The following is a 12,794-nucleotide window of genomic DNA, read 5'->3' as shown; positions in this document are numbered from 1 at the left end:
TTAGTGTTTGCATTCTGTTTCATGATAAGTGAAGGGTAAATCCTCAAATCCGAGGAATCCGCCCATGAGCCGTTTTCTGCCGGACCGCTTCACGGTCCTTCTCGTCTGCACCGTCATTCTCGCCTCGGTTCTGCCGATCCACGGCGTCTATGCCGACTGGTTCAACGTCGCGACCGACATCGCCATCGGCCTCTTGTTCTTCCTGCATGGCGCGCGTCTGTCGCGCGATGTCGTGGTGGCGGGCATCCTGCACTGGCGCCTGCACCTGACGATCCTGCTGACGACGTTTGCGATCTTCCCGATCCTCGGGCTGATGATCGGCTTCATTCCGGACGACATCCTGGCGCCGCCGCTCTATGCCGGCATCCTTTTCCTCTGCGTGCTGCCCTCGACCGTGCAGTCCTCGATCGCCTTCACCTCGATTGCCGGCGGCAACGTGCCGGCGGCGATCTGCGCCGCTTCGGGCTCCAACATCTTCGGCATGTTCCTGACGCCGCTGCTGGCCGGCATCCTGCTCTCGACCACGGGCGACGCGGGCTTTTCGTGGGATGCGCTTGAAAGCATCCTGCTTCAGTTGCTCGCCCCCTTCGTCCTCGGCCAAGTCCTGCAGCCCTGGATCGGCAACTGGATCCGCTCGAAGAAGAAGATCCTCGCCCCCGTCGACCGCGGCTCGATCCTGATGGTCGTCTATCTCGCCTTCTCGGAGGCGGTGATGGAAGGCCTGTGGCACACCTTCTCGGCGCTCGATATCGGCGTCGTCATCCTGGTCGACATGGTGTTGCTGGCAGTCGTGCTCTGCATCACCATGTTCGGCAGCCGTGCGCTGGGCTTCAACAAGGAGGACGAAATCACCATCACCTTCTGCGGATCGAAGAAGTCGCTCGCAAGCGGTGTACCGATGGCCAACGCCATCTTCTCCGGTCAATCCTCGTCGATCGGCGCCATCGTCCTGCCGCTGATGCTCTTCCACCAGATCCAGCTCATGGCCTGCGCCGTCATCGCCCAGAAATATGCGAACCGCCTGAAGGCGAAGGAGGATGCCGTCGCGGCCCCGGCTGCGGCCTGAGGGGCGGCGGCGTTGATCAGGGCTTGCCGATCAGCGCACCTGCTCTGGCCCTGATCTGGGAAAGCTCCCGGGCGGAAACCCGGCCCTTGCGCTGCGCATTGCGCGCCTTCCAGTCGAGGCTCTTCAGCTGGTCGGCAAGGACCGTGCTGTCTCCGTCGTCACCGATCGCCACTTCGAAAGGATATCCCTTCCGCTTGGTGGTCATCGGGCAACACAGCATCAAGCCGAAGCGATTGTAGCTTTGAGGGCTCAACACGACGGCTGGCCGGCGCCCGGCCTGCTCATGTCCTGCCCGCGGCGAAAATTCCAACCAGACGATATCGCCGGCCTCCGGAACATAGGACGCAGGCGTCATAGGGCTTCCTTGCCGACAGGCGCTCCAAAATCAATTTCCTCATGGAGGTTGTCCGGTGTTATGCCTGCAATGAGCTGGTCGAGATCAAGCTCCGCATCCCGCACCACCTCAATGATGATCCGGCCGTTTTCCTCCGACACATCCACGACCGTATCGATCTGCAACTGAGCCGCCTCCATGACGGCGGCGGGGATGCGCACCGAGGCGCTGTTTCCCCATTTTTTGACGGTGACGCGCATCAGCCTCTCCCATGTAGAAACATTGTCGATACAATAGGGGCACAAGCCGCACCGGTCAATGAACCCAAAAAACGAAAAACGGCCCTTCCCCCAAGAGGAAGGGCCGCATTGGGCTTGCTCGACTATATCGACCGGAACCCGGCAGCGGGTTAGTTGACCTGCTGCGGGGTAACCTGGGCCTCGATCGTCTTCGGAGCGACTGCGTCTGCGGCAATCGCGATGCGACGGGGCTTCATGGCTTCCGGAATGTTCCGGAGGAGGTCGATATGGAGCAGGCCGTTCTTCAGTGAAGCGGATTGCACTTCGACATGATCGGCGAGCTGGAAGCGGCGCTCGAAGGCGCGCTTGGCGATGCCGCGATAGAGGTATTCGCTCTGTTCGGCAGCGGTTTCGTCTTCGCTCTTTTCACCCTTCACGGTAAGCACGTTCGCATGGGCTTCGAGGCTCAGTTCCTTTTCGTCGAAACCGGCAACGGCCATGGTGATGCGATAGGTGTTTTCACCGGTCCGCTCGATATTGTAGGGCGGATAGCTCGGGGTCTGGTCAGCCGGCCCGCGATTGTCGAGCAGGTTGAAAAGGCGGTCGAAACCGACGGTGGAGCGGTAAAGGGGGGTAAAATCGACGTGACGCATGGAGTCCTCCTTGGGAAGCGACGTTGCGGTTTTCATCTGGGTTTGCGCATCCCTTCATTGGCGATGCGGTCCCGTTCCGCGGACCCGTTTGGCGTCCGCAGAGTTCAAATGGGGATTGGTTTTCGCGGCTTCAAGGCCCCGTTCGCGGCGCGATTTACGAGTGAACCTGACATGAACAGCCCGTTTCGAGCCGGTTCAGGATCGTTTTGATAGAAGTGACGGTGGAAGGCAGACTGTCTCTCTCGACCGAAGCTCCATTCGTCCCTTCGCTTCGGTCATCAATTGCCGGGATCGCTTGGGGTATCCCTAGACCCCGCGATTCCGGCTTCTTTTTCCTCCTGAAAAATCCCCTAGTCCTCGGCCCGCGTCTCCAGCGGCGCGCCCGGCAGATAGAGCAGGATCGGCCTGATTTCGTAGACCGCCGTCGGATTGGCACGGCGCAGATCTCGTGCCGCCGCAATGGCTCCATCGATCGTCGGAAAATCCACGAGGTAGAGGCCGAGCAGCTGCTCCTTGGTTTCGGCAAACGGACCGTCGATGACCATCCCCTCGCCTTTGCCCCGCAATGTCACGGCCTGTTCCGTCGGCCCGAGTCGAGCGGCAGGTCCCAGGGACTTCTGCGCAACCAGACGGTCATTGACCTCCAGCAGCTCGGTCATCAGCGCCTGATCCTCCTCCTCGGTCCAGGACTGGACCACTCCCTCCTCGTGATAGGCAAGGATTGCGTAATACATGGCTTGTCTCCCTCCTTATACCTCGACTGACGCCAACCATCTTCCTCGCACACTCCCGTGCTCCGGCGGGCCGACGGACATCCAGAAATCTTCAAATGCGGTTGAATACACATGTTAGACCGGCAGCGTGCAAGCCCTCCGATGTCTTCGACATCGGAGGGCACGCCACCGGCTGGCGCCCGCCGCGCTTTTCCCTTGACGTCCCGCCGCCGCTGGCTGACCCTGCCGGCATGAGCGAAGCGGCAGATTCCATCGACGACATTCTCCACCCGACGCCCGACAATCCGGCGCCGGCCAATTACACGGCCGGCTATTTCACCGGCCATCGCGGCACCCGGTTACGCTACGGCCTGTTCCGCTCCGGGATGTCGCCGGCGATCGGCACCATCGTGCTGATGCAGGGCCGCAATGAGTCCATCGAGAAATATTTCGAGACGATCCGGGACCTCAACGCCATGGGCCTCTGGGTCGCGACATTCGACCTGCGCGGCCAGGGCGGCTCGCAGCGATTGACGAAAAATCCGCGCAAGGGCCATGTCCGACGCTTTTCCGATTACGAGCGGGATCTCGAGATCTTCCTCGAACATATCGTCCTGCCGGATGCCCGCCTGCCCTTCTTCCTGGTCGCCCACTCGACCGGCGCCCTGATCGCGCTCTCGGCTGCCCCGCGGCTGTCGAACCGCATCAACCGGATGGCACTCGCTGCCCCCTATATCGCGCTTTCGGGCCAGGGCGTGCCGGAGGCACTGATCCGCTCGCTGGCCGGACTGGCAAGCTGGACCGGCTTCGGCGGCGTCTCGATGGGCAGCGACCGCAGCAACCGCGCCTTCGAAGGCAATCCGCTGACCTCGGACCCGAAGCGTTTTGCCCGCAACATTGGGATCGGCGCCGCCCATCCGGAGCTGACGATCGGCCCGCCGACGGCCCGCTGGCTGCACGAGACGTTCAAGGCCGCGCGCCGGGTGTCCTCCCAGTCGCACCTGACCAGGATTACCATCCCGACCCTGATCCTCGCTCCAGTTCTCGACGCCATCGTCCCCTATGCGGCGCAGGAGGAGCTGTCGCGCAATTTCCGCGCCGGCCAGCTCATCACCATCAACGGCGCGCGCCACGAGCTTTTCCACGATAGGGATATCTACCGCGCCCAGGGGCTGGCGGCCATCGAGGCCTTCATGCCCGGCCAGGATGGCGGCTTCGGGCTTTCCGAAACCGCGGCATGACCTACAGGTCGGCCGGCTTACCTATTGGCCGGAAAGCAGCTTCATCGCTTCCGCATGCACGGCCTTGCTGCCGGCCGCCAGGATATTGCCGCCGTTTTCCGGGCGTCCGCCGTCCCAGGTGGTGATGATCCCACCCGCCTGCTCGATGATCGGGATCAGTGCGCCGACATCGTAGGGCTTCAGATTGTTCTCCACGACGAGATCCACATGACCGGATGCGAGCAGCACATAGGCATAGCAATCGCACCCGTATCGGAACAGCCGCACCTTCTCTTCGACCGAACGATATTTCGCCAGATCGTCGCCGCCGAAGATATGCGGCGAGGTGGTGAACAGGGTAGCGTCGGCAAGGCTGCCGCAGTCACGCACCGAAATCTGCCGTTCGCCATCCGGGCCGGAATACCAGGCGCGAGTGCCGTCGGCGAAATAACGCTCGCCGATAAAAGGCTGGTCCATCAGGCCCATCGCGGCGCGGCCGTTCGACTGGAACCCGATCAGCGTGCCCCAGACCGGTAGGCCGGAAATGAAGGCACGCGTGCCGTCGATCGGATCGATCACCCAGATATGCTCGCGATCGAGGCCGATATTCTCATGCTCCTCGCCGAGAATGCCGTGTTCCGGAAAACGTTCGGCGATCAGCGCCCGAATCGCCGTCTCCGCAGCGCGGTCGCCTTCGGTCACCGGATCGAAGCCGCCCTGCTCCTTGTTGACCACGGAAAGTCCTGTGCGGAAGCGCGGCAGGGTCTCGGCCTTGGCGGCGGCGGCAAGCGCATCGAAGAAATCGCGATCGGGGAGCATGGAGAAATCCGCTGAGGAAGAGGTGATCTCTTCTAGGATACTCGCCCGAAACTGAAAACCGGATTCGCGTGACCACGCGCAGAAAATCCAAAAACAAGCGACCCGGCGCCGAAAAACTCATCAAACCGCCCAAAAATGGCGCATATTTAATCAGCCAAAAAACATGCTTGACATTTGTGCACCGCACTCGTAGCTTCAATGCACAGTCTTTGACTGTAAATACCCTCCTTGGGTGTTTCCTCCCTAGACTTAGCCGCGCCCACAAGCGCGGTTTTTTTTGCCCGCGACCAAGCTGGCGCGCGGCTCTCAGATATCCAGATCTCAAACGTAAGTTGGATCAAATGGATCTTGATCTTCCTCCCCCGGCCTAGAGACCCATTCTGGGCGATCCGGTATCGACCATGCGGCCATATTCCGCGCCGTTCGAAACATCCCGCGCGGAAACTCCGCCTGCAGTATTCCTGCGTGATGAAGGGCAGCAACAATTTTAATAGAGGCGAATATTGCAAAAGCGGCTTCAGCCCGGGTAGCCAAAAAGCCATTATGTGCGATCGCGTTCCGCTTCTTGTTCAGAAAGCCCAAGGCATCGGGACCCGCAAACCAAATGTCCTTTAATTCTTTTCCATGGAGGACTCTCAATAATGGCCCGAGAAATGTCTTAAGCCGACCTCCGGTAATACCTCTCAGTATAAGATCGCGACCATCCTCGCCGACAGATACACCTTTCTCTTCGAGCGCGTCTTCAACAATCCCTTGCGAAAGATCATCCAAGATACCATGGGCGATTATGATAGCTTCGGAGTAGTATCCGTGTTCAAACAGTTCAAAACAATTCAGATAGCGGCGCGCAATTGGTACAGTATTCCCTTCTATATGAGGGTTCGCTAGCTTTTGGGTTTCAAGGCGATCGACTGGAGATTCACCGCCGGGCATCCGCCGATTGACGTCAAAAGGTTTGAACGTACCCTCTATAAAGCACGTGTGAAACAGGGTATCGCCTGTACCTATTCGCCTAAGATGTAGCCCCTCGGCATGCCCAAGGCGGACCAGCTTATATGCATCCATTAATTGATTTATAGATTTGAGTGCTTTGAGTAAGGGGAGTTGCCGCTCGACGTGCCCCTCAAACTGCGCTTGAGTTTTGCCCTTTTGATCATCCCAAGTCACGGTAAATAGCGTGCTGGTTCGCGGCATATCAATCCGATCGAGGAAAGGCGGAAAACCGAACATAAATGCGTCGGGATACAAGACATTCACTACTGTTCTCGCAACGTTGTACGATCCAACGTCAATCGAGCCTCGAAACCCAACGGCAATATGATAAATAACTTTGTTAGCCATGCACCATTAAGGCTGTTAAAAAGCCTACCCGCATAATTAAATCGCTCAGAGGTATCTTATTCGGCGGCGAGCGCGCTGTCGCCGGAAAAGTCGACGACGAAGTCCGCCATCTGCCGCATGAAGGTGGAAAGGGCGGCCGCGACCACCGGGAACTCCGGCCGCCTGGCAAGCGTCATCTCGTCCACGTAAAGCGCCCGGTTGATCTCGATCTGCAGGGCATGCAGGCCGCGCACCGGCCGCCCGTAGTGCTCGGTAATGAAGCCGCCGGCATAGGGCTTGTTGCGCACGGCGGAAAAACCCATGCCCTCGAGGAACTGCATCGCGGCCCGCGAAAGCTCGGCGGATGCGCTGGTGCCGTAGCGGTCACCGATGATGAAGTCGGGCCGCACGTCCGAACCGGACAGCCGGATATTGCCCGGCATTGAATGGCAGTCGATCAGGATGGCGAGCCCGAAGCGTGCATGGGTGCGGGCGATCAGCTTGCGAAGGCAGGCGTGATAAGGCTTGTAGATCGTTTCGATGCGCGACATCGCCTCGTCGACCGGCAGCCGGCGGCGGTAGATTTCCATGTTTTCCGCAACGATCCTGGGGATCGTGCCGAGCCCGCCTGCGACCCGCATGGAGCCGATATTGACGAAAGGCGGCAAAGGCCCGTCGAACATGCGAGGATCGAGCTCGTAGGGCTCGCGGTTGACATCGAGATAGGCGCGCGGGAAATGGGCGAGAAGCAGCGGTGCGCCAAGCTCCGGCGCATCGGCGAAAAGCTCGTCGACATAATGGTCTGCGGAGCGGCGGATGGAGAGCGAATCGAGGCCGCTCTCGGCGAGAAATTCAGGCGGGTAGAAGCTGCCGCTGTGAGGCGAATTGAAGACGAAGGGGATAGTCTGCGTGGCGGGCTCCCTCACTTCGAAATGTTCAAAATCACCCGCGTTGCAATCCATCCTGCCTTTACCATGTCACGAACTTGTTCAGGAACTCATGTTGCCAGTTGCCCGAGGCGAAGTCCATACTATCTATACCCTACCAAATCCTCTTACACCCCCATTAAACGGATGTTTACCGCGCGTTGGCAGTGTAAGAGATACCGACAACTCTAAAAATTTGCATTGGATAACGGTCCTGGAGATGATTCAGAAAATCCTTCTCGCCGAAGACGATAACGACATGCGTCGTTTCCTGGTGAAGGCGCTTGAAAAGGCGGGCTACAAGGTTGCGTCCTTCGACAACGGCGCGAGCGCCTATGACCGCCTGCGCGAAGAGCCCTTCTCGCTGCTCCTGACCGACATCGTCATGCCGGAAATGGACGGGATTGAGCTCGCCCGCCGGGCGACCGAACTCGACCCGGACCTCAAGGTGATGTTCATCACCGGCTTTGCCGCCGTCGCGCTGAATTCCGATTCCAAGGCCCCGAAGGACGCCAAGGTGCTGTCGAAGCCCTTCCACCTGCGCGATCTGGTGGACGAAGTGAACAAGCTCCTGGCGGCCTGAAACCGGAAACCCGGCCCCGAAAGCCCTGATCTGCAAGGCCTTCAAAAAACCTTCGCATTTCATGGCAAAAACCTGTTGACGGCCCGACCAGTCTATGGTCTATGCGCCGCCACGGATGGGCGTGTAGCTCAGCGGGAGAGCACTACGTTGACATCGTAGGGGTCACAGGTTCAATCCCTGTCACGCCCACCATCCAGTTCAAAACGTTGAGAAATCCGCTTCGGCGGATTTCTTCGTTTCTGATCCTTCCCTTAACATATCCGTTCCAAAACGGCGCATTTGCGCCCGAAATTCTTCACCAGCCTTGCTGGCGATTTGGTCATCTGCGCCTGTTATGGTGTTACGACATCAAGGAGGTGTAGATGGCGCAGTTCAAGAATTCGGAGCATCTCGTGCAGACGAAAGCACCGGCCTTCGAGAAGGATTGGATGCCGGGGCAGAAGGTGCCGAACGCCGGCATCTACCGGTGCAGGACCTGCGGCGACGAGATCGTCGTGCACAAGGACGCGGCCATCCCACACATCCACCACGAGCATACGGTCCTTGGACCGGTAATCTGGAAGCTGCTCGTGTTCGCCCAGAAACATCCGTCGCGCCCCTGACGGTTCGCGCCGGCATAGGTTCCTGCTGTTCGAGATCGGTGTCTTTTTTCGCGGGAGCGTACCGAATCGGCCGGAACCCGCCTCGCAACACGACATGGAATATGCCAAATGCGACCCACCGCGTCATTGATGCGGATTTTCCCCAATTTGCCCCGCCAGACCTTCGGCGGGGCTTTTTTGTTTCAAGCGAACTGTCTCGACCGGCTCCTGGTGCTTCAAGCCGGAAAGTAGCCGGTGGAATCAGAGAATTGCGTTGCCGGCCGCAAGCGCAAGCACCACGAAAACCAGAAAGATGACGAGGAAGATGAAGAAGAGAATCTTTGCGATCGAGGCCGTCGCGGCGGAAACTCCGGAGAAGCCGAGGAAACCGGAAATCAGCGAGATGACCAGGAAGATGAGAGCCCATTTCAGCATGGAATTGTTTCCTTCACGTTGATGGTCGGATAACGCGAAGAAATGTTCCAGGGTTCCCAACGGTCCCAGGAGCTTGCGGTCAGAAGCCGGGCTGCCGGAAGAGATGCGCCGTTCCAGCCACCCCGATCGTCACCCTGTCGCCGGCGACGAGCGTCTCGCGGCTCGGAATGTCGAGCCTGAAAGAGAAGCCCTGCGGATCGCCGCCGAGCGTGATGCGGACATCCGAGGTCGGACCGCAGAAATTGATTTCGGCGATCGTTCCCACGGCTCCCTCGCCGCCGCCCTGAACCCCATTCCGCGTCACCGTGACCTGCTCCGGCCGCAGCATGATCTGCGCCTTGCCGCGATAGGCGATATCATCAACCGGCAGGACTCCGAGCGGGCTGTCGGCCCGCCCGTTCGCGACATCGGCGGGCAGCACGATCGCCTCGCCGAGGAAGGCTGCCGTCGCCGCGTCGACCGGCCGCGAATAGACCTCGCGCGGAGACCCCACCTGCGCGAACTTCCCCGCCCGCATCACCGCCACCTGGTCGGCGAAGGCAAGCGCCTCGCCCTGGTCGTGGGTTACCAACAGCGTGGTGATGCCGGCCGCTGTCAGCACGTCGGTCACAGCCTTGCGGGTCGCGGCCCTGAGACCGGTATCCAGCGCCGAGAAGGGCTCGTCGAGCAGCATCAGCCTCGGCTTGCGTGCCAGAGCCCTGGCAAGCGCTACGCGCTGCTGCTGGCCGCCTGAGAGCTGATCCGGCTTGCGGGCGAGCATGGCCGGGTCGAGCCCGACCATGTCCATCAGCTGCGCGATGCGGTCATTCTTCACCGAGGCCTCCGCCTCCAGCCCGAAACCGATATTCTGCCGGATCGTCAGATGCGGAAACAGGCAGCCGTCCTGCGCCACGATGCCGATGCCGCGCTTGTGGGCCGGCACCTGGGAGCGAGCGTCGGCAAGCTGCTGGCCTGCGAACACGATACGGCCCTCATCCGGCGCATCGAAGCCGGCAACCAGGCGCAGAAGCGTGGTCTTGCCGCAGCCGGAAGGCCCGACGATCGCCGTGCGGCTGCCGGCCGTCACCGACAGGTCGATGCCGTCGAGGGCTGCGACGGAACCATACTGTTTGCGCAGGGAGGTCAGGGTAAGAAACGTCATCGCCCGGCGATCTTTTTCGATTGATGGTGGAGAAGAAAGGTGAGCGGCAGCGAGAAGGCGACCATCAGCACCGCATAGGGCGCCGCACCCGCATAGTCGATCTCGCCGGTCAGCGCCCAGAAGGCCATGGCGAGCGTGCGGGTGCCGTTCGGCGCCAGCATCTGGGTGGCAGTGAGTTCATTCATGATACCGAGGGAGGAGAGCGCGACGCCTGCCGCCGCCCCCGGTGCGGCAAGCCGGATGGTTGTCGCAAGCAGCGCATTGCCCGGCGAACGGCCGAGGCTAGCCGCCGCCTGCTCGATCTCGACCGGCACCTGCGCGATGCTGGCGCGCAGGCTCACCAGAGCACGCGGCAAAAACATCACCACATAGGCAAGCACGATGGTCGCAACGCTCTGGTAGAGCGGCAGCATGGCCCGCACGGTGATCGTCACCAGCGCCAGCGCCACGACGACGCCCGGCATCGAGCTTGCGAGATAATAGCAGCCTTCGAGGAACCGGCTGGCGGGGGTCGGCCGGCGCACGGAAAGCCAGGCGATCGGCACGGCGGCGGCGGTCGTCGCGATCCCGCCGATCAGGCAGATGATCAGCGTCTGCCACAGCGCCAGCCCGACCTCGTCGATCCGCCACACGCCAGCACCCCCGGCGATCAGCCAGCGGCCGAGCGTCAGCACCGGAATGCCGAGTGCAAAGGCGGCGGTCGCAGCCGGCAGAAGGAGAGCGACGTATTTCCACCTGCCGAGCCGGGCGACCTTGGGCCGGCGGGCGACGCCGGATCCGAGCCGCGCATACCGGCTGTGGCCGCGCAGCGAAGCCTCGAGGCCAAGCAGCACGAAACAGCAGAGCACCAGCACCAGCGCCAGCATGTAGGCGGCGACACCGTTATAGGTCGACTGGAACTGGTCGAGAATGGCGGTCGTGAACGTGTCGAAGCGGATCATCGCGAAGAGGCCGTATTCGGCAAGCAGATGCAGGCCGATCAGCAGCGCGCCGCCGCAAAGGGCAAGCCGCAGTTGCGGCAGCACGACGCGCCGGAAGACGGCAAAGGGCGCCAGTCCCAGCGAGGCCGCCTGGTCCTCCAGCGCCGGGTCGAGCAGCCGGAAGGCAGCGGACAGGGGAAGGTAGAGAAAGGGAAAATAAGCGACGACCGAGATCGCCACGCCGGCGGCAAGCCCGTTGAAGCCGGGCCACAGCCCGATCCAGGCATAGGAATGCACGAAGGCGGGCACGGCCAGCGGCGTGACGCAGAGCCAGGACCAGAACCGCGCGCCCGGCAGGTCACTGCGTTCCGTCAGCCAGGCTAGTGCCACGCCGAGCACCGCGCAGATCGGGATAGTGAGGACGACGAGCAGGAAGGTATTGGCCAGCAGCTCGCCGACCCGCGAACGGAAGATCAGCTGAAAAGCCATCTCCCAGCCGGTGACGACCGTCGCCCACAACACGAAGCCGAGCGGCAGGAGCGCCAGCAAAGCCACCACGACCGCGATCGTCAACGTCCAGGACGACGCCGCCGGCGGGCGGTGTCGCGGCGCGATGGAGATCCTGGTATCTGCGGTGGAAGTCATTGCCGGTCCGAAAAGATGAGACATCGCAGGTACGCCCTGCGATGTCTCCATGCAACTGTTATTGGCCGCTTTTTAGAGCAGGCCGGCGGCGGTCATCATGTCGGTGACCTTGGCATTGTTGAGGGTCGAGGGCTCGACCTTCGGGGCTGCCAAGTCGGCGATCGGGGTCAGCATCTTGTTCGAGGCCTCGCCCTTGCCGACGGCATATTCAAAGGCGGTGCCGTCGCGCAGGATCTTCTGGCCGCCCTTGCCGGTGACCCACTTCAGGAAGGCCTGCGCCTGTTCCTTGTGCTTGGAGGAGGCGAGGACGCCGCCGCCCGAGATCGATACGAAGGCGCCCGGATCCTGGTTCTTGAAATAATGCATGCCGATGTTCTTGGTATTTTCGCCGGTCTTCGCGACATCGCCGAAATAGTAGTAGTGATAGATCAGCGCGCCTTCGAACTGGCCGGCATTGACGGCCTTCATCGCATTCGAATTGCCGCGGATCGGGGTGGCGTTTTCCTTCATGCCCTTCAGCCAGGCTGCGGTCGCTTCTTCGCCCTTGAGCTGCAGCAGCGCACCGACGATCGCCTGGAAGTCGGCGCCCGACGGCGATGCCGTCCAGCGGCCCTTCCATTCCGGCTTGGCAAGGTCGAGCATCGACTTCGGCAGCTTGTCTTCCGTCAGCTTGGTCTTGTCATAGACAAAAACGGTCGAGCGGGCAGCGATGCCGACCCAGTTGCCGTTGGCCGGATGGAAACCCGGCAGAACCTGATCGAGCGTCGCCTTGTCGACCGGCGCGAACAGGCCCTTGCCGTCGACCAGCACCATGGCCGGCGAATTTTCGGTCAGGAACACGTCGGCCGGCGAATTGGCGCCTTCCTGGACGATCTGGTTGGCGATTTCGAGATCGCTGCCCTGGCGGATGGTGACCGCGATGCCGGTCTCTTCCGTGAAGGCCTTCGCCCATTCCTTGGTCAGCCCTTCGTGCTGGGCATTGTAGATGGTGAGGCTGTCGGCCACCTGCGCCGAAGCCGGCGAGGAAAGGGTAAGAACGGAAAAGGCCAGGGCAACGCCCGCAGCCAGAGTGAATGAAGTTTTCAAGATCGCCTCCAAAATTTGACAAGGCGTCTCTTAGACAAAGAGGACTTAAGAGGTCAAGTTAAGGTTCGTTCCCAAATCCGTGATGGCCAAATGGCCGCATTCCAGATGGGTCG

15 protein-coding genes and 1 tRNA gene are annotated in these 12,794 nt (G+C 61.1%); 5 read left to right on the top strand and 11 right to left on the bottom strand.

What is annotated here, in order from left to right:
- The first annotated feature begins 64 nt into the window (after positions 1-64).
- Positions 65-1,066, top strand: coding sequence for a bile acid:sodium symporter family protein (locus J2857_RS02695; RefSeq protein WP_210008426.1), 1,002 nt, complete (start codon positions 65-67; stop codon positions 1,064-1,066).
- Positions 1,067-1,082: 16 nt separating this feature from the next.
- On the opposite strand, the gene mazF is transcribed toward J2857_RS02695, so the two are convergent.
- The 4 genes from mazF to J2857_RS02675 all read right to left on the bottom strand — a co-directional run bounded on the left by mazF (position 1,083) and on the right by J2857_RS02675 (position 3,026).
- Positions 1,083-1,421, bottom strand: coding sequence for an endoribonuclease MazF (mazF, locus tag J2857_RS02690; protein WP_210008425.1), 339 nt, complete (start codon positions 1,419-1,421; stop codon positions 1,083-1,085).
- Positions 1,418-1,660 carry an AbrB/MazE/SpoVT family DNA-binding domain-containing protein gene (locus J2857_RS02685; protein ID WP_007759004.1) on the bottom strand — a complete coding sequence of 81 codons (243 nt, stop codon included), beginning with the start codon at positions 1,658-1,660 and terminating at the stop codon, positions 1,418-1,420. The genes mazF and J2857_RS02685 overlap by 4 nt, the downstream gene beginning before the upstream one ends.
- Positions 1,661-1,809: 149 nt before the next feature.
- Positions 1,810-2,292: an Hsp20 family protein gene (locus J2857_RS02680; RefSeq protein WP_037077212.1), complete on the bottom strand. Its 483-nt coding sequence runs from the start codon at positions 2,290-2,292 to the stop codon at positions 1,810-1,812.
- A 350-nt stretch (positions 2,293-2,642) separates the two neighbouring features.
- Positions 2,643-3,026 (bottom strand): YciI family protein, encoded by a 384-nt coding sequence (locus J2857_RS02675; RefSeq protein ID WP_210008424.1) that lies wholly within the window; start codon positions 3,024-3,026, stop codon positions 2,643-2,645.
- 251 nt (positions 3,027-3,277) lie between these two features.
- Here J2857_RS02675 and J2857_RS02670 point away from each other — a divergent pair, with 251 nt between their 5' ends.
- The gene (locus tag J2857_RS02670; RefSeq protein WP_210010001.1) at positions 3,278-4,246 is read left to right on the top strand and encodes an alpha/beta fold hydrolase; all 969 of its coding nucleotides are present in this window, start codon (positions 3,278-3,280) and stop codon (positions 4,244-4,246) included.
- A 21-nt stretch (positions 4,247-4,267) separates the two neighbouring features.
- Here the strand turns inward: J2857_RS02670 and hisN are convergent, their stop codons facing one another.
- The 3 genes from hisN to J2857_RS02655 all read right to left on the bottom strand — a co-directional run bounded on the left by hisN (position 4,268) and on the right by J2857_RS02655 (position 7,326).
- Entirely contained in the window at positions 4,268-5,044 is a 777-nt protein-coding gene (gene hisN, locus J2857_RS02665) for a histidinol-phosphatase (RefSeq protein WP_210008423.1), read from the bottom strand.
- A gap of 321 nt (positions 5,045-5,365) precedes the next feature.
- Positions 5,366-6,385 carry a hypothetical protein gene (locus J2857_RS02660; RefSeq protein ID WP_210008422.1) on the bottom strand — a complete coding sequence of 340 codons (1,020 nt, stop codon included), beginning with the start codon at positions 6,383-6,385 and terminating at the stop codon, positions 5,366-5,368.
- A 56-nt stretch (positions 6,386-6,441) separates the two neighbouring features.
- Positions 6,442-7,326, bottom strand: a complete 885-nt coding sequence (locus J2857_RS02655) for an N-formylglutamate amidohydrolase (protein WP_210008421.1) — start codon at positions 7,324-7,326, stop codon at positions 6,442-6,444.
- A gap of 184 nt (positions 7,327-7,510) precedes the next feature.
- Between J2857_RS02655 and cpdR1 the strand changes: the two genes are divergently transcribed.
- The 3 genes from cpdR1 (at position 7,511) to J2857_RS02640 (ending at position 8,475) form a co-directional block, all read left to right on the top strand.
- Positions 7,511-7,873 carry a response regulator CpdR1 gene (gene cpdR1, locus J2857_RS02650; RefSeq protein WP_037077221.1) on the top strand — a complete coding sequence of 121 codons (363 nt, stop codon included), beginning with the start codon at positions 7,511-7,513 and terminating at the stop codon, positions 7,871-7,873.
- Between the two features lie 117 nt (positions 7,874-7,990).
- Positions 7,991-8,065 (top strand) — tRNA-Val (locus J2857_RS02645).
- A gap of 170 nt (positions 8,066-8,235) precedes the next feature.
- Positions 8,236-8,475 (top strand): hypothetical protein, encoded by a 240-nt coding sequence (locus J2857_RS02640; RefSeq protein WP_210008420.1) that lies wholly within the window; start codon positions 8,236-8,238, stop codon positions 8,473-8,475.
- A gap of 240 nt (positions 8,476-8,715) precedes the next feature.
- On the opposite strand, the gene J2857_RS02635 is transcribed toward J2857_RS02640, so the two are convergent.
- The 4 genes from J2857_RS02635 to J2857_RS02620 all read right to left on the bottom strand — a co-directional run bounded on the left by J2857_RS02635 (position 8,716) and on the right by J2857_RS02620 (position 12,681).
- The gene (locus J2857_RS02635; protein WP_210008419.1) at positions 8,716-8,889 is read right to left on the bottom strand and encodes a DUF1328 domain-containing protein; all 174 of its coding nucleotides are present in this window, start codon (positions 8,887-8,889) and stop codon (positions 8,716-8,718) included.
- A gap of 79 nt (positions 8,890-8,968) precedes the next feature.
- A complete protein-coding gene (locus tag J2857_RS02630) occupies positions 8,969-10,030 on the bottom strand; it encodes an ABC transporter ATP-binding protein (RefSeq protein WP_210008418.1) in 1,062 nt (353 codons plus the stop codon).
- Positions 10,027-11,595 carry an ABC transporter permease gene (locus J2857_RS02625; RefSeq protein ID WP_210008417.1) on the bottom strand — a complete coding sequence of 523 codons (1,569 nt, stop codon included), beginning with the start codon at positions 11,593-11,595 and terminating at the stop codon, positions 10,027-10,029. The genes J2857_RS02630 and J2857_RS02625 overlap by 4 nt, the downstream gene beginning before the upstream one ends.
- 72 nt (positions 11,596-11,667) lie before the next feature.
- Positions 11,668-12,681 (bottom strand): iron ABC transporter substrate-binding protein, encoded by a 1,014-nt coding sequence (locus tag J2857_RS02620; RefSeq protein ID WP_210008416.1) that lies wholly within the window; start codon positions 12,679-12,681, stop codon positions 11,668-11,670.
- Between the last annotated feature and the right edge of the window lie 113 nt (positions 12,682-12,794).

This window comes from Neorhizobium galegae, from assembly GCF_017877055.1.
Lineage (GTDB): Bacteria > Pseudomonadota > Alphaproteobacteria > Rhizobiales > Rhizobiaceae > Neorhizobium > Neorhizobium galegae_D.
This window is presented reverse-complemented; position numbering and strand designations above follow the sequence as displayed.

What these genes read in the sequence shown, in the direction of transcription:
- J2857_RS02695 (WP_210008426.1), top strand. Translation starts at nt 65, where the DNA reads ATGAGCCGTTTTCTGCCGGACCGCTTCACGGTCCTTCTCGTCTGCACC.
- mazF (WP_210008425.1), bottom strand. Translation starts at nt 1,421, where the DNA reads ATGACGCCTGCGTCCTATGTTCCGGAGGCCGGCGATATCGTCTGGTTG.
- J2857_RS02685 (WP_007759004.1), bottom strand. Translation starts at nt 1,660, where the DNA reads ATGCGCGTCACCGTCAAAAAATGGGGAAACAGCGCCTCGGTGCGCATC.
- J2857_RS02680 (WP_037077212.1), bottom strand. Translation starts at nt 2,292, where the DNA reads ATGCGTCACGTCGATTTTACCCCCCTTTACCGCTCCACCGTCGGTTTC.
- J2857_RS02675 (WP_210008424.1), bottom strand. Translation starts at nt 3,026, where the DNA reads ATGTATTACGCAATCCTTGCCTATCACGAGGAGGGAGTGGTCCAGTCC.
- hisN (WP_210008423.1), bottom strand. Translation starts at nt 5,044, where the DNA reads ATGCTCCCCGATCGCGATTTCTTCGATGCGCTTGCCGCCGCCGCCAAG.
- J2857_RS02660 (WP_210008422.1), bottom strand. Translation starts at nt 6,385, where the DNA reads ATGGCTAACAAAGTTATTTATCATATTGCCGTTGGGTTTCGAGGCTCG.
- J2857_RS02655 (WP_210008421.1), bottom strand. Translation starts at nt 7,326, where the DNA reads ATGGATTGCAACGCGGGTGATTTTGAACATTTCGAAGTGAGGGAGCCC.
- cpdR1 (WP_037077221.1), top strand. Translation starts at nt 7,511, where the DNA reads ATGATTCAGAAAATCCTTCTCGCCGAAGACGATAACGACATGCGTCGT.
- J2857_RS02640 (WP_210008420.1), top strand. Translation starts at nt 8,236, where the DNA reads ATGGCGCAGTTCAAGAATTCGGAGCATCTCGTGCAGACGAAAGCACCG.
- J2857_RS02635 (WP_210008419.1), bottom strand. Translation starts at nt 8,889, where the DNA reads ATGCTGAAATGGGCTCTCATCTTCCTGGTCATCTCGCTGATTTCCGGT.
- J2857_RS02630 (WP_210008418.1), bottom strand. Translation starts at nt 10,030, where the DNA reads ATGACGTTTCTTACCCTGACCTCCCTGCGCAAACAGTATGGTTCCGTC.
- J2857_RS02625 (WP_210008417.1), bottom strand. Translation starts at nt 11,595, where the DNA reads ATGACTTCCACCGCAGATACCAGGATCTCCATCGCGCCGCGACACCGC.